The following is an 18,569-nucleotide window of genomic DNA, read 5'->3' on the forward strand; positions in this document are numbered from 1 at the left end:
GTCATTCGGCGACAAGGTTCGCCTACTAGCGCAGCGTAACCAGCTTTTCGAACGACAGGACGGTCGCCGCGGAATCACGCCGCCCCGCGGCCGGTCCCGGCCACTGTCACGGCATCCGAACGGAGAATATGTTCGCAAGGAAGCAGTGCACACGGCTCGGCAGGGTATTCCCCCGCCGGGCGGCCGCAACTGCGCCGAAAGTAGTGGTCCTTGAATCCCGGGGGGCATGGTGAGCCAGAGCAGTGACGACACGCCGACCGGCCCCATCGGCGGCCAGGTCCAGCAGGCGCCCGCGCCCCGCATCATCCGCCCGCACGCCACCGGCGCCACCGCGGCCAGCCCCGGGGGGACGGGTCGGCGCTGGCCCCTCGTCAGCGACGTGACCGCGGTGATGCTGCTCGTCGTCGCCGTGTTCCTGCCGTGGAACTTGTACTTCGGTGTCGGGATTCCCGACAGCAGCCCGGCGCTGTTCGCGATGCTGGTCGCGGTCACGGTGCTGGCCATCGCCGGCGTCGCCGTGGCCGGTTCCTGGAGGTCGTCCGGCGCGCGGTTCAACCCGGCCGGGGCGGCGCGGCTTCGGTTGGCGCTCAACGTCCCCTACCTGCTGCTGGTGCTCGCCTTCGTCGTGTTCGACGCGTACGAGACCGTCCGGCTCGGCGGCACGGTCAACGTGCCGGGCGGTGTGGGACCGGGGGCGTGGGTCGGCGTCGCCGGCTCGCTGTTGAGCGCCCAGGCGGTGCCGGCCGGCGCGCTTCCCGGCCCGGTCCCCCCGGGCGACGACTACACCGGTTGGCACCGCTCCGCCCGGATCATCGGCGCGGTGGCGATGCTCGCGGCGGTGCTCAGCTTCGGTTTCAACCTGTACTGGCGGGTTCGCTACGCGCTGCAAAGCACTGGCGGCGCAGCGGAATTCGGCAAACAAAACATCGCGGTGATCGCCACCGCGGTGGTCTACGGGGTGGTGGCGCTGGTCGCGGTCCTCGTCGCCACCAGGTGGCTGCTGCACCGCACCCGGGCGAGCCGGTTGACCACGGTCGCGCTCGGCACGTCGACGTTGGTCGCGGGGATCCTGGTGTGGCTCCTGCCCGGCGGTCGCGACCTCGACGCCTTCCATGGCATCGCACAGAACACCTCGACCGCCGGGGTCGGGTTCGAGGGCTACCTGGCGTGGGCGGCCGGCGCGGCCCTCTTCGCGCCGCGGGTGCTGTTCGGTCACCGAAACCCGTCGCCGACCGAGGAATCAGCGTGGCGGGCGACGACCCGAAATGGCTTGCTGCTCATCGCCGTGTGGGCCGTGGGGTCGATCGCGATGAGGATCACCGACCTTGTGGTCGGCATCATCCTGGACTATCCGTTCTCCCGGTACGACAGCCTGGTGCTGGCCGCGTTCGATCTGATGACCGCGGCCCTGGCGATCTGGCTGCGCCGCAGCCTGGCCAACCTCTCCGCGCGACTGGTCTCCTCACTGTGTGGGCTGGTCGCCGCCCTCAGCGTCGCCCGCGTGGTCGTCGGCATCGCTCTGGCGCCGCGGTTCGCGGAATCGCCCAATTCGCCTGCGCAGCACCCGGTCTACGGCAACGACCTCGCCCAGCAGATCACCAGCACCTTCGACGTGACGCTGTGCGGGCTGGCCCTGGGCATCCTGGTGGCCGCCATCATGGCCGAGCAACTCAGCGGGCGACGCCTGGCTCGCCGCGCCGCCCGTAAGCGCGCTGCCGACGCGAACGCGGCCGCACCGACCACCCGGGTCCGCGTCGGTCAGGCCACCGGGCCGTCTTCCGCGGCGACGACCCGCATCCCCACCGGTGGCCCCGGCTCGGAGAACGACCCGCCCACCGCGGAGATACCGCCGCTGGCGGACTCGCCCAGGATCTTTCGCGGCGACGACTCCGGGACGCGGCAGATACCGGTTCGCGAGCCCCAGATTTACCGTCCGCCGCAGAACTAGAGGTTCACCGAAGCGGCGCGAACGCGAATTCGCGCAGCCCGTCGCCCGGCGGGATCACCGCGCGAAACCCCAGCACCTCGGCGGCCCGGGACGGGTCGGCGACGATGTGGCGCACGTCGCCGCTGCGGTACTGGCCGGTGACAACCGGGGCCAGCGAACCCCCACGCGCGTCGCACAGCGCGCCGGCCACTTCCAAGATTGAAATGGGTTGTCCCGAGCAGACATTGGCTGCGAGGAAACCCTCGTTGTGCTGTAACGCCGCGACGTTGGCGGCGGCCACGTCATCGACGTGGACGAAGTCGCGCATCTGACCGCCGTCCTCGAAAACCCTTGGCGGATCGCCCTTTTCCAGTGATGACCGGAAGATCGCGGCCACCCCCGAATAGGGCGTGTCGCGCGGCATGCCGGGGCCGTACACGTTGTGGTAGCGCAGCGCCACCACCGAGCCACCGGTCGCCTCCGACCAGGCCAGCGCGTAATGCTCCTGCGCGGTCTTGCTGGCCGCGTACAGGCTGCGTGGCCGCGGGCAGGCGTCTTCGTCGACGAGGCGCCAGGCCAGCTCCTCCCCGCCGATCGGACACCGGTGCTCGAAGACCCCGGCGTCGAGGTCCACGCGCCGACGCGGCAACGGGTCCACGCGTCCGTGCCGTGGGCAGTGATAGTTTCCCTGCCCGTACACCACCATCGACGACGCCAGCACCAGGCTCCGCACCCCGGCGGCGAACATCTGCGCCAGCAACACCGTGGTGGCCAGATCATTGTGGCCGCCGTAGGCGGGCGCGTCGGCGGCGTCCACACCCGCACCCACCATCGCCGCCTGGTGACACACCACGTCCACCCCGGCCAGGAGCGGGGCCAGGGCGTCGGCGTCGCGCACGTCGATTCGGTGACACCCGTTCGGTAACACCGGGTTTGGCCCGTGCGCGGCGGGCAGCAGAACGTCGACGGCGACGACGTCGTGGCCCCCGGCCCGCAGCGCGGCGCTCACTCGCGCACCGATGAAACCGGCCGCGCCGGTCAACAGCACCCTCATGGGAGTTCGACGGGCAGCGTCACGCCGGTGTGGGGTAGGCAGTGCGTGCAGGCGCGGTCGGCGGCGACCCGGCCGATGGCCTGACGCACCAAGGCCTTGAACGGCTCGATGTTCCTTTCGAATTCGGCGAACACATCGACGGCCTTCACGCCCTCGCCCGTGCTCACACCCGCGTCCAGGTCGGTAACCAACGCTATTGCTGCATAACAGATTTCGAGTTCACGGGCGAGCACCGCCTCCGGGTATCCGGTCATGTTCACCAGCGAAAACCCGGCGGAGGCGAACCACCGGCTTTCGGCGCGGGTGGAAAAGCGCGGCCCCTGGATCACCACCATGGTGCCGCCGTCGATCACGTCGGGGAGGTCGGTGACCGCGGCGCGCAGCATTGGGCAGTACGGGTCGGCGAAGTCGACGTGGATCCCGCCGGAGTCGAAATAGGTGTCGGCGCGGCCGCGCGTGCGGTCGACCAGTTGATCGGGCACCACGATCGCGCCGGGGCCGAGTTCGGGTTTGAGGCTGCCGACCGCGCACGGCGCGAGCACCCGCCGCACCCCGAGCTTGCGCAGCGCCCACATGTTGGCCCGGTACGGCACGGTGTGCGCGGAGAATTCGTGCTTGGCGCCGTGGCGGGGCAGGAACGCGACGTCGTGTCCGCCGATGGCGCCCACGGTGACCGGGGCGCTGGGCTGTCCGTAGGGGGTGTCGACCGTGACGTCGTCGGCGTCGGATCCGAAGAAGGTGTAGAAGCCGCTGCCGCCGATGACTCCGAGCATCCGACCATTGTGGTGCATGACGCGGGTGTGACTGCGGGTGCGGGGCCCGCTTGCTGGCAGGATGGCGTTGTGGCCAATCTCGGGCAGTGGGTTTCCGGTGCGCGGCCGCGGACGTTGCCCAACGCGGTGGCGCCGGTTGTCGCCGGCACCGGCGCCGCGGCCTGGCTGCACTCCGCGGTGTGGTGGAAGGCGCTGCTGGCCCTGGCCGTCGCGCTCGCGCTGATCGTCGGCGTCAACTACGCCAACGACTACTCCGACGGCATCCGCGGCACCGATGACGATCGGGCCGGCCCGGTGCGCCTGGTCGGCTCGCGGCTGGCGGCCCCGCGGGCGGTGCTGAGCGCCGCGGTCGCGAGCCTGACGATCGGCGCGCTCGCGGGGATCGTGCTGGCGCTGTTCAGCGCGCCGTGGCTGATCGTCGTGGGCGCGGCGTGCATCGCCGGGGCGTGGCTGTACACCGGCGGCTCGAAACCCTACGGCTACGCCGGTTTTGGCGAGGTCGCGGTGTTCCTGTTCTTCGGCCTCGTCGCCGTCCTCGGCACCCAGTACACCCAGGCGTTGCGGGTGGACTGGGTGGGCCTGGTGCTGGCGGTGTCGATCGGGGCGCTGTCCTCGTCGGTGCTGGTGGCCAACAACTTGCGCGACATCCCCACCGACGCGCGGTCGGGCAAGATCACCCTGGCGGTGCGGTTGGGCGACGCCCGCACCCGCATTCTGTATCAGGCGCTGCTGGGCACCGCCGCAGCGCTGACGCTGGTGCTCATGGTCGCCACACCGTGGTGCGCCGCGGGGCTGGTGGCCACGCCGCTGGCCCTGCGCGCCATGGCCCCGGTGCGATCGGGCCGCGGCGGCCCGGAGCTGATCCCGGTGCTGCGCGACACCGGCCTGGCGATGGTGGTGTGGGCGATCGCGGTGGCCGCGGCGCTGACGGTGGGTACCTAAAGTGCGAGCAGCCGAAACGGCCCCCGATAACCACGGTTTTGGGGTACTTTTGCGTCTGCTCGGGGATAGCGAAGGACCGCAATGAAGCAGATTTCCGCGACCAGCGGGCCCACCAACATCGGCCTGCTCAGCGTCGGGTCATACCGCCCGGAACGGGTGGTGACCAACGACGAGCTCTGCGAAAACATCGACTCTTCCGACGAGTGGATCTATTCGCGGACCGGGATCAAGACGCGGCGCTTCGCCGCCCGCGATGAATCCGCCGCCTCGATGGCGACCGAGGCCGGGCGGGAGGCGATCGACAAGGCCTCTCTCGAGGCGTCCGACATCGACTGCATCATCGTCGCCACCAGCACCCACCTGCTGCAGACCCCGGCGTGCGCCCCGGCGGTCGCCGCGGCGCTGGGCGCCACCGGCGTGCCCGCCTTCGACGTCTCGGCCGGATGCGCCGGGTTCGGCTACGCGCTGGGTGTCGCGGCGGACATGATTCGCGGCGGGACCGCCGCCAAGGTGTTGGTCCTGGGTTCGGAGAAGCTGTCCCCCACTATCGACATGCAAGACCGCACCAACTGCTTCATCTTCGCCGACGGCGCGGCCGGAGTGGTGGTGGGCGAGACACCCGCCCAAGGCATCGGGCCGACCGTCTGGGGCAGCGACGGCAACCAGGCCGCCGCCATCCGCCAGGACATCGACTGGCTCGACTACCTGGAGAATCCCACCGGCCCGCGCCCCTACCTGCGGCTCGAGGGCAGCGCGGTCTTCCGGTGGGCGGCCTTCGAGATGGGCAAAGTCGGCCAGCAGGCCATGGACGCGGCGGGGGTCCGGCCCGACGAGATCGACGTCTTCGTGCCGCACCAAGCCAACAGCCGAATCAATGAGATTTTGGCCAAGAGCCTCGAGTTGCGGCCGGACGCGGTGCTCGCCAACGACATCGAACACACCGGAAACACCTCCGCGGCGTCCATCCCGCTGGCCATGGCCGAGGTGCTGGCGAAGGGGGCCGCCAAGGGCGGCGACCTGGCCCTGCTGATCGGTTACGGCGCCGGCCTGAGCTATGCCGCCCAGGTGGTCCGGCTGCCCAACGGCTGAGCCGTCACCCGTCGTCGCGTGCCTCGTCGGGCGCCGCGTCCCCGTGCAGCCGGGCCTGCAGCAGCTCACGCTCCCGTCGGCGCCGTTCGCCGGCGATGGCCAGCGCGGCGGTGGCGCGCCGGCGCAGCGGGGCGAACACCCAGATGCCCAAAGGCATCGCGATGACCAGAGCGAACAGCGCTGCCACCACGAGGGGGAACTGCGTGATGCCCGCCAGGCGCGCGACGCCGTAGATCACGGCGGTGAGCACCACCGCCAGCAGCAACCGCGCCGCCATGTATGCCAAGACGGGAACGACGACGTGGTTTCCGGCGCGTTCGCCGCCGGCGTCGTTTGCCGGGCCGCCAGTGCTGTGGTCGCTACCTTCTTGTGACACAGCCAAAGCCTACGGCGCGGGTATATTCGCCCGAAGGAGGTGTCGCGTGCTCTACCTGCTGCTCGTCGTGATTTTGGGAACGCTGATCTACGTCGGCTGGCGTGCCGCGCGGTCGCAGGTCCACCGGCCGAAGACGCGCGTCATCGGGCCCGACGACGATCCGGATTTCCTGCGGCGGTTGGGCCACGGCGACAACAACCCGCGCTAGCTAGCCCGATGGCGGCGGCCCGCCGCTAGCCCAAGACGCCCGGGTTGCGCTGGTCGCCGGGGAAGCCGTCGGCGACGATCGCGGCCAGCTCGGTCAGCGCTTCGCGGGTCGGCCGGCGCAACCGGTCCAGGTCGATCTCGGCGCCCTCCTCCAGGTGCGGGTCGAACGGCACCAGCTGGACCGCGCGGCAGCGCCGGGAGAAGTGCTCGATCACCTTGTTCATGTCGATCTTGCCGGGGCGCGGGCGCACCCCGTTGATGACCGCGATCGAATTGCGGACCAGGTCTTCGTGACCGTGGGCGTCCAGCCAGTCCAGCGTGGCCGAGGCGCTGCGCGCGCCGTCGATCGACGCCGAGCTGACCACCACCAGGGCGTCGGCCTTCTCCAGCACCGACGTCATCACCGAGTGCAACAGTCCGGGACCGCAGTCGGTGAGCACCAGCCCGTAGAACCGTTCCAGGATGTCCAAAACCCGCGCGTAGTCCTCGGCGCTGAATGCTTCCGAGATGGCGGGATCCGTCTCCGACGCGAGCACCTCCAGACCGCTGGGGCCCTTCGAGGTGTAGCGGCGCACGTCGCTGTAGCGCTCGATGGTTCCGGCGTCGTGCAGCAGCTGACGCACCGTCGCGGCGGTCTCCAGCGGGATCTTCTGGCTCAGCGTGCCGCGGTCGGGGTTGGCGTCCACGGCCACCACCCGGTCACCGCGAATGGAGGCGAAGGTGGTGCCCATCGTCGCGGCGATCGTCGTCTTGCCGACGCCGCCCTTCAGCGACAGGAACGCCACCCGGTAGGAGCCCCGCAAGGGCCGGTTCACCTGGGCGACCAGGTTGTTGTACCGGCTGGCGCGCGGGCTTTCGCCGAGGTTGATCAGTCCGCCGGACATCTTGTACAGCAGCAGGCGCCATCCGTCCGAGGGCGGTGGCTGGACCGGCCGCAACAACATGCCGGTCGATAGTTCCGGATACGGCGTGTGCGGCAGGTGCTCGGGACGCGGCGGCGCTCCCTGCATCTGGGTGGGCGGGGCGTCGGGCCCGGTGTAGTAGGCACCGTAGGCCGTCGGGTCGACGCGCGGGATGCCGGTGACCGGCGTGGAGTCCCACGGCGGCATGCCGGGTCGGGGCGCGGTGGGCGGCGCCGCCTGCTGGTGCTCCGATCCGGGGACGCGGCGTTCGGTGCGGAACCCGGCGAAGGCGCGAGTGGGGGCGTCCCCGCCCGAACCCGATTGCGGTTCGGCGGCGTCCTGCTGGCCGCCCGCCGATGACGTCTGTGGGGGAATTTGGGTGGTTGGTTGTTCGGGCGCCCCCACGCCGGCCGTTGGATGCTCGGACACTGCATTCCCCCTTGTTGTGCGCCCCTGGTGCTTGTTATGCGCCCCTGGTGTGCGCTATTTCGTTTTGTGCATTATTCGGGGTGGTTGTTCACCCTCACCCCACGCCCGCATAAGAATGCAGGCCGACAGTAACCAGATTAACGAAGAACAAATTGAAGACCATGGCCACAAACCCCGCGACATTGATCCAGGCGGCTTTGCGGTCCCGCCATCCGGCGGTCGACCTGGCGTGCAGGTAGGCGGCGTAAATCACCCACGCGACGAAGGACACGGTCTCTTTGGGGTCCCAGCCCCAATACCTGCCCCAGGCTTCTTCGGCCCAGATCGCCCCGAAAATGACCCCGAATCCGAACACGGGGAACGCGAAGATCGTGGTGCGGTAGGCGATGCGGTCCAGGGTCTCCGCGTCGGGGAAGCGCCGCACCAGCCGGGCCGGCGCGCCGTCGGCATCAGGATCGCCCAGCCGCGAGGTGCGCAGCAGGAACAGCATGCTGGCGATCCCGGCGACCAGGAACACCCCGGACCCCAGGCTGACCACCGACACGTGGATGGGCAGCCAGTAGGACTGCAGCGCGGGCATCACCGGCGCGGCATTCGTGTAGAGCCAGCGCCCGGACACGGTGAGCAGAATCAGCACCGGCAGCAGCAGGAAGACCCACAGCGGGCGGTATTGGGGGCGGCGCAACACGACCGCCCCGGCGATCAACCCGCACAGGCAGGTCAGGTTGATGAATTCGTACATGTTGCCCCACGGCACCCGCACAGTGGCCAGGCCGCGCAGCACCAGGCACGCCAGCAGCAGCCCGGTGCCCAGATAGACCACGGACAACCCGGCCCGCCCGACGCGCTCGTCGATCGGGCGCTCGGGCGCCTCCTCGACCACGCCCGGGGTCGCGGAGTCGGCGCTGACCGCACCGGCCAGCACCCGGGCGCGCTGATCCGCGCGGCGCCCGCCGGCGTAGGCCAGCTCGAAGGCCAACAGCAGCAACGCGATGACCAGCGCGACGACGGCCGACGTGAACGCCCAGTCGGAGTAGCGGGCCAGCTCGATGTTGACGTGCAGCGTGTTCATTTGACGTCCACCTGAGAACTCCTTCGGGGCGCGGGAGGCGTCTCGGCGCGGCCGGCCGTGCCTGGCTCACCCAGTCCGTCCAGCAACCGCTCGGTCAATCGCTCGAACTCGTCGCCCCAGCCGGAGTTGTCGGTGCGCGCCAGCCCGCCCAGTTCGACGTTCACCGTACCGGCCGCCGCGCCATTGGCCGCAGTGAGCCTGACCCACACCCGGCGGCGACGCACCAGCAGCGACACCAGCAGACCGCCCATCATGGTGATGGCGAACACCAGCACCCAGGTCTGGCCGGGATCGTGGGAGACCTGCAGGTTGACGAACGGCACGGCGCCGTCGAAGCGGATCACGGTGCCGGCCGCCGGGCCCTGGTCGATGCGGACCGCCTGGCCCGCGCGCAGGTTGACCCGCTTCTCCTTGGTCAGCCGGCCCTGCTCGATCAGTCGGGGGTCGAGCGTGAACAGCGATTGGGGCCGCCCGGTGTCCAGGCCGGTGTCGCCGCGGTAGATGTCGACGGCCACCGCGGGGGCGTTCAGGGCCGGGAAGCGCGACGACAGCAGCGTGCCGTCCAGTTGCTCGGTCGGCGCCAGCAGTCCCTGGATGGCGATCTGGTGCCGGCGGCGCTCGGTGGCGTTGGGGTAGCTACCGGCCGGCGGATCGATCCGGGCCACACCTGAGGAGAGCAGGGTTTGCGGATTGTCGGGCCGCCACTGCACGGTCGACGTGCGGATCTGCCCGTCCGGGAAGGTGACGCTGAAAGTGGGTGCGTAGCCGTGTCCCTGCAGGTACACCCGATCGCCACCGAGCCGCAGCGGGTGGTTGACCTCCAGCCGGTAATGCCGCCAGGTGTTGGCGCTCAGGTCCTCGCCGGACTGGTAGTCGATGTGCGCGGCGAACGAGGTGGCCTGCCCGGACGGCAGGTAGTGCGCCACGAAGTCGTCGACCCGGATGCACAGCGGGTGCAGCGAGGTGCCGTCGACGGTGTTGCCGGCCCGGAACGAGTCGAACGCGGCCGGCGACGCCGAGCAGAATCCTGGGCCGCCGTCGGCGATGACGATCACGTTGCCCTCGTAGCCGAACAACTTGCCGGCGGCCACCGCGACCAGCAGACCCAGCAGCGAGAAGTGAAAGACGATGTTGCCGAATTCGCGCAGGTAGCCCTTCTCGGCGGACACCTCGACCGTGTTCGCGTCGGCGCCGTCCTCGTGGCGGATCGCGGTGCGCCAGCCGCGCAGCCGGTCGGTGATCGCGTTCGCCAGGGTGTTCAGCTCTTCGGCGCCGCTCTGGATCTGGTGGGTGGTGTGCTTGGGCAGCCGGGCCAGGTTGCGCGGGGCGGCGACCGGGGTGGACCGCAGGCTGCGGACGTGCTCGATCATCCGCGGGGTGAGGCAGCCCACCAGGGACACGAACAGCAACACGTAGATGGCGGTGAACCAGAAGCTGGAGAACACGTCGAAGGCCTGCAGCCGGTCCAGCCAGGGCCCGATCACCGGGTGGGCCTTCAGGTAGTCGTCGACCTTGCCGGCGTTGAGACTGCGCTGCGGCACCAGCGCGCCGGGGATGGCGCCGAGCGCGAGCAGGAACAACAGCACCAGCGCGGTGCCCATCGAGGTCAGCGCGCGCCAGGTGTTGCGACCCCACGCGAGCAGACGCGAAAGCACCCCAAAATGGGCCATTTTGGGGTCTTTTGCGTCTGTTAGCGCCACTAGATCGGCAGCCTCACGTCGGACACGAACGCGTCGCGCAGCCAGGAGATGAAGTCGTTCCACACGCCGGTGACCAACATGGCGCCGACCGCGATCAGCAGCACGCCGCCGAACACCTGGATGGCCCGGGTGTGCCGGCGCAGCCAACCGAGCCCCGCCACCGCGCCGGCCGAGCCGAACGCCAACAGCACGAACGGGATTCCCAGGCCCAGGCAGTACGCAATCACCAACACGATTCCGCGCGCCACGCTGGCGCCGTCGGTCGCCGAGGCGACGGTGATGACGCCGGCCAGCGTCGGCCCCAGGCACGGCGTCCAGCCCAACGCGAACACCGCACCCAGCACCGGCGCCCCGGCGACCGTCGTCAGCTGCCGCGGGCTGAAGCGGGCCTGCCGCTGCAGGGCCGGGACGAGCCCGACGAACACCAGACCCATCGCGACGGTCAGCACGCCGCCGGCCCGCTGCAGCAGCAGCTGGTTGGTGATCAGCGTGGTCGTCATGCCGAGGACGGCGACGGTGCCCAGGACGAACACCGTGGTGAACCCGGCGACGAACAGTGCCGCCGACCCGGCGACCCGCCACCGCGCGCCCGGCGGGGCTTTGACCGCACCCGCGGCCGGCTGCTCGTCAACGCCGACGACCGCGGCCAGGTACGAGAGGTAGCCGGGTACCAACGGCACCACGCAGGGTGAGGCGAACGACACCAGCCCGGCCAGCAGGCACACGCCGAGCGCCACCAGGAGCGGCCCGGCGGCGGCGATCTGGGTGAAGCCGGTCATTCCTTGACCATTCGCTGCACGACGGGCTGCAGGTCGGCCGCCAGCATTTCGCGCAGGAAGACAGCCGCGACGCGGTGTTGGCGGTCCAGGACCAGCGTGGACGGAATCACGGTGGTGGGGTACTTGCCGCCGAACGCGATCAGGGTGCGCATGGCCGGGTCGTAGATCGACGGGAACGTGACTTGGCGGTCGTTGACGAAGTCCAGCGCCGCCTGCCGGTTGCTGTCGCGGACGTCGACGCCGAGAAAAGACACCCCGGTGCCGCGGGTGGCGTCATACACCTGTTGGAGCTGGCCGACCTCGGCCCGGCACGGTCCGCACCACTGCCCCCAGATGTTGATGACCACGACCCGGCCGGCGAAGATCGGATCGTCCAGCGACAGCGTGTGGGCGGGGTCGGCCAGGTCGGGCCCCGACAGCGGGCCCGGGCGGCCGCGGCTGGACGGCGGGTCGTAGTAGATGTCGGTCTTGCCGCCGGGCGAGACGAATTCGAAGGTGCCGCCCTGCGCGACCGCGTCATGTCCGGAGGAACAGCCGGCGAGCAGGCCGGGAAGCAGGGCCGCCAGCGCGGCCCCGACCGTCGCCTGTCGCCAGGTGATCATGGCGCCGCCGGCTCGGAGTACTCGACGCCGGCCAGCCGGTCGCCGTTGTAGATCAGGGTCGTCACCGACGCGAGGCCGCATTGCCGCCGCCGCGGGTCGTGCCACAGCCGCTGACCGGTCAGGTGCAGGCGCAGCGTCCACACCGGCAGTTGGTGGCTGACGCACACCACCTCGTGGCCGGTGCCGCGGGCGCGGGCCTTGTCGGCCGCCGTCTCCATGCGGGCCGCGATCTCGGCGTAGGGCTCACCCCAGGACGGCCGGAGAGGGTTGCGCAACTGCCACCACACCCTCGGGTCGCGCCAGGCGCCGTCACCGGGGCTGACACGGCGGCCCTGGAAGAAGTTGGCGGACTCGATCAGGTCCGGGTCGCTGTCGACGGGGAGGCCGTGCGTGGCGGCGATGGGCGCGGCGGTTTCCTGGGCGCGCTGCAGGGGCGAGGCGATCACCGCGACGATGTCGCGCTCGGCGAGCGCGTCGGCCACCGCGGCCGCCTGCGCCCGCCCCGCCTCGGACAGGTGAAACCCGGGCAGCCGTCCGTAGAGGATGCCGCTCGGGTTGTACACCTCGCCGTGCCGCACGACGTGCACCCGGGTCTGCTCGGCCATCAGGATGTCCCCTCCTCGGCTTCGGCGGCGGCCCGAGCCGCGGCCGGCAGGGCGTCGGCGATGCGGTCGAACGCGTCGTCGTCCAGCGCGGTCGAGACGAACCACGCCTCGAAGGCGCTGCACGGCGGGTAGACGCCCGCGTCCAGCAGCGCGTGAAAGAACGGTGGATAACGCCAGGTCTGGCTGGCCCGCGCGGACGCGAAGTCCGTGATCGGGGTGTCCGAGAAGAACACGCTGAGCATGTTGCCCGCCCGCGGAATTTGATGTGGCACACCGGCTTTCACCAGCGCCTCGGAAAAAAGCCCGGACAGGCGATCCGCGTTGGCGTCCAGCGCGGCATAGGCGTCGGCGCCCGCGTTGCGCAGCGTCGCCAGCCCGGCGGCCATGGCCACCGGGTTTCCCGACAGGGTGCCGGCCTGATACACCGGTCCCAACGGCGCCAGCCGCTCCATCACCTCGGTCCGCCCCCCGAAGGCGGCGGCCGGCAAGCCACCGCTCATCACCTTGCCGAAGGTGAACAGGTCTGCGTCGACCGGATCGATTCCGTACCAACCGCTTCGGCTGACCCGGAAGCCCGTCATCACCTCGTCGATGATCAGCAGCGCGCCGTGTTCGGCGGTGAGCGCGCGCAGCGCCGCGTTGTAGCCGGCCGCGGGCGGGACCACCCCCATGTTGCCGGGGCTGGCCTCGGTGATCACCGCGGCGATCTGGTCGCCGAACCGGGCGAAGGTCCCTTGCACGGCGTCGATGTCGTTGTAGGGCAACACGATCGTGTCGGCCGCCGTGGCCCCGGTGACACCCGGTGAGGACGGCAGACCCAGCGTCGCCACCCCGGAGCCCGCGTCGGCGAGCAAGGCGTCGACATGGCCGTGGTAGCAGCCGGAGAACTTGACGACCTTGGCCCGGCCCGTGAAGCCGCGGGCCAGCCGCACCGCGCTCATGGTGGCCTCGGTGCCGGAGTTGACCAGCCGGATCCGGTCGACCGGTGCCACCCGCCCGATCATCTCGGCGGCCAGCTCGCTCTCCGCCGGGGTGGGCGCCCCGAACGAGAGCCCCGAGGCGGCGGCCTTGGCGACGGCGTCGACGACGGCGGGGTGGGCGTGACCCAGGATCATCGGCCCCCACGAACAGACCAGATCCACATACCGGTTGCCGTCGGCATCGGTCAGCCAGCACCCGCGCGCCTGCGTGATGAACGGCGGCGTCCCGCCCACCGCCGTGAATGCTCGGACGGGAGAGTTCACCCCGCCGGGGATGACGGCGCAGGCGTCCTCGAACAACCGCGCCGACACCGCCGTGGCCCGGGCGGTGCCGGTGGCGTGCGCGGTCGCCCGATCACTGCTTCCCATGACGACCAGTGTCCCAGCCTTCGCGGGCCATCCAACTACAGGGTGTAGCAGAAGGGGACTATCGGGGTTGTCTCGGCCCGGCGCCTGCGAGTTGGATGGGAGCATGCAGCTCCCACAAGGACTTGCCCGATTCAACCGTCACGTCACCAACCCGGTTCAGCGGATGTGGGCCGGTTGGCTCCCGTCGTTCGGCATCGTGGAGCACGTGGGGCGGCGCTCGGGCAAGCCGTACCGCACACCAGTCAACGTGTTCAAGACCGAGATCGACGGCAAACCCGGGGTGGCGATCCTGCTGAGCTACGGCCCCGACCGGGACTGGCTGAAGAATCTGACCGCGGCGGGCGGCGGGCGCCTGCGCAGCAGGAGCAAAACCGTCGGCATCGCCGATCCGCGCGTGGTCTCCAAGGCCGAGGCGGCGGCGCACGTCACGCGCGGGGCGCGACGGGTTTTCGCCAGGCTGCCGTTCGAGCAAGCGGTGTTGCTCACCCGGACCGCCTGAAATCGCGGTGATGCGGATCGCGGCGATCGTCGAGCGGGCGGTCGGCCTCGACAGCGGTCGACGCGGCGGCCCCGCCAATGCGGTGGTCGACTTCTCCCACCACACGGTCTCGCTGGTCGCGGTGATCACCGACGTGATCCGCAACGGGCGGCCCGTGGTGGGCGTGGCCTTCGACTCGATCGGGCGGTTTGCCCAGAGCGGGATCCTGCGCGACCGGATGATTCCGCGGGTGCTGGCCGCGTCCCCCGATGCGCTGCTGGATGCGTCTGGGTTCCTCGACCCGGCCGCGGTCGTGGCCTGCGCACTGACCGACGAGAAGCCCGGTGGTCATGGGGACCGGGCCGCGGCGGCGGCCGCGCTGGAGCTGGCGTGCTGGGACCTGAACGCCAAACTGCGCGACGAGCCCGCGTGCGTGACTATCGCCCGCCACGCCGGACGAGAACCCGCACCCGCGGTGCCGGTGTATGCGGCGGGCGGCTACTACTACGCCCAGGGCGGCACCGATCGGCTGCGCCGGGAAATGCGCGGGTACCTCGATCTCGGTTACGACGCGGTGAAGATGAAGATCGGCGGAGACACCCTGGGAGAGGACCTGAGGCGGATCGATGCCGTCGTCGACATCGTCGGTGACGCGGGACGGGTCGCCGTGGACGCGAACGGCCGGTTCGACCGGGCCGAGGCCACCCGCTGGGCGGCCGCGCTGGCCTCCTACGGCCTGCGCTGGTACGAGGAGCCGGGCGATCCCTTGGATTACGCGCTGCACCAGGCGGTGACGGACTGCTATGGCGGCGCGGTGGCCACCGGCGAAAACCTTTTCTCGGTGCCGGACGTGACGAATCTCGTTCGTTACGGGGGCATGCGGCCGGATCGTGATGTCTTCCAGATGGATCCGGGCCTGAGCTACGGGCTGGGCGAGTACATGCGGATGCTCGACGTCCTGGAAGCTCACGGGTTTGATCGGCGCTTCGCGTTCCCGCACGGCGGGCACCTGATCAACCTGCACGTTGCGGCCGGGCTCGGCCTGGGTGGGTGTGAGGCTTACCCCGGAGTGTTCGCGCCGTTCGGCGGTTATTCCGATGCCTGCGTGGTCTCGGCGGGCCGGATCGCACCGAGTGACGCCGCGGGGTTCGGGCTCGAGCAGAAGACGGGTCTTGCCGAACTGATCGCCGAGCTGACCGGAGGATGCAGGTGAAGATCGCGGTAATCGGTTGCGGTGCAATGGGTTCCATCTATGCCGCCAGGCTGGCGGCCGCGGGTAACGACGTGCTGGCCATCGACCGCCACCGGCCCAGCATCGAACAGATCAGCCGCGACGGGCTGCGGGTCACCGGTCCGGACTACGACCAGGTGATGGCGCTACAGGCGCGCACCACCGCGCCGGACGAGCCGATGGATCTGATCGTGCTGGCCGTCAAGGCGGCCGACGTGACAGTTGGTGCGCAGCAAGCTCTTCCGATGCTCGGTCCGGCCACACCGGTGTTGACCATCCAGAACGGTCTAGGGTCGGCGGAGACCGTCGCCGGGATCGTCGGCGCCGAGCGGGTCGCCGTCGGGATCGCCAGCGGGTTCGGCGCCTCCCGCGTGGCCCCCGGCCACGTGCATCACAACGCGATGCGGGCGATGCGCTTCGGCGCCTACGCGTCGCTGCCGCATGCGACGCTCGAATCGATCGCGCGGGCCTGGACCGATGCCGGATTCGACGCCGCCGCGGTCACCGACATCGCCGCCATGCAGTGGGAGAAGCTCATCTGCAACGTGGCCTACAGCGCGCCGTGCGCGCTGACCGGCATGACCGTCGGGCAGGTGATGGAAGACCCGGAGATGGCGCCGGTCAGCCAGGCCGCCGCGACCGAAGCGTGGACGGTCGCCCGCGCCTCCGGTATCGCGGTGGCCGTCACCGACCCCGTCGCCCACGTTCGCGCCTTCGGCGCGCAGATGCCCGACGCCAAACCGTCGGCGCTGCTGGACCACGAGGCACGCCGCGTCAGCGAGATCGACGTCATCAACGGCGCGGTGCCACGCCAGGGCGCGCGGGTCGGCGTGCCCGCCCCGGTGAATGCGACGCTGACCGCCTTGATCAAGTCGATCGAACGGCAGTGGGACTGATCAAGCCGGGCTTTCGCCGTGACAGCTGTCACAGCAGCCTCGGTGAGCGCGCCACCATGCGGGTCAGACAGTTAATAGCGCATGCGCTAGTGCTTTTCAGAAAGTGGTAGCCCGTTGCGGAGCCGAGTGCGTCCGCGGGCCACGGAGTAAATTCCAATCACCACCGCCCAGGACAGCAGGCTGAGCCACAGCTGACTGCGCGCCCTGTGGTCGAAGGCCATCTGCACCAGCACCGCGGTGATTCCGATCAGGGTCAGGACGGACAGCGCCGGGAAGAACCACATCTTCACCGTCAGCTTTTCCGCGGGCGTGCGGCGGCGCAAGACGATCTGCGACAGCGCGATCAGCCAGTAGACGAACAAGATGACGGCGCCAGATGAGTTGAGCAGGAACAGGAATACCGTGTGGGGCGCGACCCGCGCCATGATGACGCACCCGAACCCGAAGGCCGACGAGCACAAGATCGCGAGGTAGGGAACGCCGCGGCCGCTCAGCTTGACCAACCGCATCGGTGCTTCGCCCCGGTCGGCGAGGACGAACAGCATGCGCGACGCCGTGTAAAGCCCGGAGTTCAAGCAGGACAGCACCGCGGTGAGGACGATCGCGTTCATCACCTGATCCGCTCCGGGCAGCCCCATGTGCTTGAGCGCGGCCACGTACGGCGAGGCGCCGAGTTGTACCGAGTCCCACGGCAGGATCACGACGAGCAGAAAGACCGAGCCGACGAAGAAGATGCCGATGCGGGCCACCACGGACCTGGTCGCCTTTTGGACCGCGAGCTCGGGGTCGCGGCTTTCCGCCGCGGCGACGGTGACGATCTCGGCGCCCACCATGGAGAAGATCACCACCACGATGGCGGCGAACACCGCACCCACACCGTGCGGAAAGAATCCGCCGTGTGCGCTCAGGTTGGCCAGCCCGCCGTGGTGGCCCGGCATCAAGCCGATGACATACGCAGCGCCGACGGCCAGGAAGATCGCGATGGCCGCGACTTTGATTCCGGCGAACCAGAATTCGAACTCTCCGAAGGACGATACGGAGAACAGGTTGGTCGCGGTCATCATCAGCATCAGGCCCAGCGACAGCAGCCACAGCGGGGCGTGAAACCAGTAGGTGAGCACTTTTCCGCCGGCGACCGCCTCGAAGCCCACCACGATCACCCAGAAGTACCAATAGAGCCACGCGACCGAAAACCCCGCCCAGCCGCCCAGGGCCTTGGCCGCGTAATCGGCGAACGATCCCGTGGACGGGTTCGCGGCCGCCATTTCGCCCAGCATCCGCATCACCAGCACGATGAGCAGCCCGCAGAGGGCATAGGTGAGGAATGCTGCCGGGCCGGTGTCTTTGATCACCACTCCGGACCCGACGAACAAGCCGGCGCCGATCACACCGCCGAGGGCGATCATGCTGAGTTGGCGCTGCGACAGCCCTTGGCGCAGTTGCGAAGTGCCAGCCATGACCAGCCACCCCCTGAGCGCATCCGGTGTTGGTCATCAACCACAGCACATCGGGCGCCGGGACACCAGCCGGGGCGCGATCAGAGCGCTTCGATGCGGCCGGCGAGCAGCGCCGTCCATTCCGCGAGGTACCGGTCGTCGGCCAGGCGGCCCTCCGGCTGGTGAAACAGCCTGGATGGCAACCGCGCTCCCAGGATGCCGTTGACGCCGAGCGCAGCCAGCACTGCGCAGTCCTGCTCGGGCAGCGTCGGCGCCCAGGCGGCGATCCAGTCGGCCAGTTCCGCATTGAGCCCGTCGATGAGTGCGGCGTAGGCCGTATCGAGACGGGTCGACTGACCCGCAGGCGTGCGGGCGGCGATCTGGAGCAGTTGGATTTCTTCGTCGACCACGCTGAGTAGGTAGCGCCCCAACGCGGTCAGTTCTGCGCGCAGGTCGCCCAGCCCGGCGAACAGTGCGCGGATGTCACGCATGGCGCTGCGACGGTCCAGTTGCCGGTCGATGCCCGCGTCGAGCAACGCGTCCTTGGATTTGAAATGGCGATACAGCGCTCCCGAGCCCGGCGCCAACCCGGCCGCCGCTTCGATCTGCGACACGCTGGTCGCCTCAAATCCTTTGGCGCTGAACAGCCGCATTGCTTCGACGACCAGCCGTTCCCGGGTACGCGCCGGTGCAGTCATTGACCTCTCCAAAGTGATCACTTA

At 69.9% G+C, this 18,569-nt stretch carries 19 protein-coding genes; 7 read left to right on the forward strand and 12 right to left on the reverse strand.

Annotation, left to right across the window (positions count from 1 at the left end; translation table 11 throughout):
* Positions 1–226 precede the first annotated feature (226 nt).
* Positions 227–1,948 (forward strand): hypothetical protein, encoded by a 1,722-nt coding sequence (locus A5775_RS05535; protein WP_067248751.1) that lies wholly within the window; start codon positions 227–229, stop codon positions 1,946–1,948.
* A 4-nt stretch (positions 1,949–1,952) separates the two neighbouring features.
* Here the strand turns inward: A5775_RS05535 and A5775_RS05540 are convergent, their stop codons facing one another.
* Together A5775_RS05540 and A5775_RS05545 are read right to left on the reverse strand one after the other, a co-directional pair.
* On the reverse strand, positions 1,953–2,981 hold the full coding sequence (locus A5775_RS05540; protein WP_067248755.1) for an NAD(P)-dependent oxidoreductase: 1,029 nt from the start codon (positions 2,979–2,981) through the stop codon (positions 1,953–1,955).
* The gene (locus A5775_RS05545) at positions 2,978–3,754 is read right to left on the reverse strand and encodes an S-methyl-5'-thioadenosine phosphorylase (RefSeq protein WP_067248759.1); all 777 of its coding nucleotides are present in this window, start codon (positions 3,752–3,754) and stop codon (positions 2,978–2,980) included. The genes A5775_RS05540 and A5775_RS05545 overlap by 4 nt, the downstream gene beginning before the upstream one ends.
* Before the next feature lie 69 nt (positions 3,755–3,823).
* On the opposite strand from A5775_RS05545, the gene A5775_RS05550 reads away from it, so the two are divergent.
* Both A5775_RS05550 and A5775_RS05555 read left to right on the forward strand, forming a co-directional pair.
* On the forward strand, positions 3,824–4,696 hold the full coding sequence (locus A5775_RS05550; protein WP_067248763.1) for a 1,4-dihydroxy-2-naphthoate polyprenyltransferase: 873 nt from the start codon (positions 3,824–3,826) through the stop codon (positions 4,694–4,696).
* Positions 4,697–4,777: 81 nt separating this feature from the next.
* Positions 4,778–5,785, forward strand: coding sequence for a beta-ketoacyl-ACP synthase III (locus tag A5775_RS05555; protein WP_067248766.1), 1,008 nt, complete (start codon positions 4,778–4,780; stop codon positions 5,783–5,785).
* A gap of 4 nt (positions 5,786–5,789) precedes the next feature.
* Here A5775_RS05555 and A5775_RS05560 read toward each other — a convergent pair whose 3' ends face one another.
* On the reverse strand, positions 5,790–6,161 hold the full coding sequence (locus tag A5775_RS05560; RefSeq protein ID WP_067248770.1) for a DUF4229 domain-containing protein: 372 nt from the start codon (positions 6,159–6,161) through the stop codon (positions 5,790–5,792).
* 46 nt (positions 6,162–6,207) lie between these two features.
* Here A5775_RS05560 and A5775_RS25300 point away from each other — a divergent pair, with 46 nt between their 5' ends.
* Positions 6,208–6,369: a hypothetical protein gene (locus tag A5775_RS25300; protein WP_156660575.1), complete on the forward strand. Its 162-nt coding sequence runs from the start codon at positions 6,208–6,210 to the stop codon at positions 6,367–6,369.
* A 25-nt stretch (positions 6,370–6,394) separates the two neighbouring features.
* Here A5775_RS25300 and A5775_RS05565 read toward each other — a convergent pair whose 3' ends face one another.
* The 7 genes from A5775_RS05565 to hemL form a co-directional block, all read right to left on the reverse strand.
* Positions 6,395–7,699, reverse strand: coding sequence for a MinD/ParA family protein (locus A5775_RS05565; protein WP_067248773.1), 1,305 nt, complete (start codon positions 7,697–7,699; stop codon positions 6,395–6,397).
* 94 nt (positions 7,700–7,793) lie between these two features.
* Positions 7,794–8,771 carry a c-type cytochrome biogenesis protein CcsB gene (gene ccsB / locus A5775_RS05570; protein ID WP_067248776.1) on the reverse strand — a complete coding sequence of 326 codons (978 nt, stop codon included), beginning with the start codon at positions 8,769–8,771 and terminating at the stop codon, positions 7,794–7,796.
* On the reverse strand, positions 8,768–10,441 hold the full coding sequence (locus tag A5775_RS05575; RefSeq protein WP_067248780.1) for a cytochrome c biogenesis protein ResB: 1,674 nt from the start codon (positions 10,439–10,441) through the stop codon (positions 8,768–8,770). Before A5775_RS05575 ends, ccsB begins: the two co-directional genes overlap by 4 nt.
* Before the next feature lie 29 nt (positions 10,442–10,470).
* The gene (locus A5775_RS05580) at positions 10,471–11,250 is read right to left on the reverse strand and encodes a cytochrome c biogenesis CcdA family protein (RefSeq protein WP_067248783.1); all 780 of its coding nucleotides are present in this window, start codon (positions 11,248–11,250) and stop codon (positions 10,471–10,473) included.
* Positions 11,247–11,852, reverse strand: coding sequence for a TlpA disulfide reductase family protein (locus A5775_RS05585; RefSeq protein WP_067248786.1), 606 nt, complete (start codon positions 11,850–11,852; stop codon positions 11,247–11,249). The genes A5775_RS05580 and A5775_RS05585 overlap by 4 nt, the downstream gene beginning before the upstream one ends.
* Complete coding sequence (locus tag A5775_RS05590; protein WP_067248790.1) at positions 11,849–12,457, reverse strand: histidine phosphatase family protein; 609 nt, start codon at positions 12,455–12,457, stop codon at positions 11,849–11,851. The genes A5775_RS05585 and A5775_RS05590 overlap by 4 nt, the downstream gene beginning before the upstream one ends.
* Positions 12,457–13,806, reverse strand: coding sequence for a glutamate-1-semialdehyde 2,1-aminomutase (gene hemL, locus A5775_RS05595; RefSeq protein ID WP_067248794.1), 1,350 nt, complete (start codon positions 13,804–13,806; stop codon positions 12,457–12,459). Before hemL ends, A5775_RS05590 begins: the two co-directional genes overlap by 1 nt.
* 103 nt (positions 13,807–13,909) lie before the next feature.
* Here hemL and A5775_RS05600 point away from each other — a divergent pair, with 103 nt between their 5' ends.
* Genes A5775_RS05600 through A5775_RS05610 form a run of 3 tightly spaced genes read left to right on the forward strand, consistent with a single transcriptional unit; the run spans position 13,910 to position 16,411 of the window.
* A complete protein-coding gene (locus A5775_RS05600) occupies positions 13,910–14,305 on the forward strand; it encodes a nitroreductase family deazaflavin-dependent oxidoreductase (protein ID WP_067248797.1) in 396 nt (131 codons plus the stop codon).
* Between the two features lie 10 nt (positions 14,306–14,315).
* Positions 14,316–15,497, forward strand: a complete 1,182-nt coding sequence (locus A5775_RS05605; protein WP_067248802.1) for an enolase C-terminal domain-like protein — start codon at positions 14,316–14,318, stop codon at positions 15,495–15,497.
* A complete protein-coding gene (locus tag A5775_RS05610) occupies positions 15,494–16,411 on the forward strand; it encodes a ketopantoate reductase family protein (RefSeq protein ID WP_067249025.1) in 918 nt (305 codons plus the stop codon). The genes A5775_RS05605 and A5775_RS05610 overlap by 4 nt, the downstream gene beginning before the upstream one ends.
* Positions 16,412–16,497: 86 nt before the next feature.
* Here the strand turns inward: A5775_RS05610 and A5775_RS05615 are convergent, their stop codons facing one another.
* Positions 16,498–17,868, reverse strand: a complete 1,371-nt coding sequence (locus tag A5775_RS05615) for an amino acid permease (protein WP_067248805.1) — start codon at positions 17,866–17,868, stop codon at positions 16,498–16,500.
* An 80-nt stretch (positions 17,869–17,948) separates the two neighbouring features.
* Positions 17,949–18,545, reverse strand: coding sequence for a TetR/AcrR family transcriptional regulator (locus tag A5775_RS05620; RefSeq protein ID WP_067248808.1), 597 nt, complete (start codon positions 18,543–18,545; stop codon positions 17,949–17,951).
* Positions 18,546–18,569 lie beyond the last annotated feature (24 nt).

Origin of the sequence: Mycobacterium sp. 852002-10029_SCH5224772, from assembly GCF_001667315.1 — a bacterium.
Classification (GTDB): Bacteria; Actinomycetota; Actinomycetes; order Mycobacteriales; family Mycobacteriaceae; genus Mycobacterium.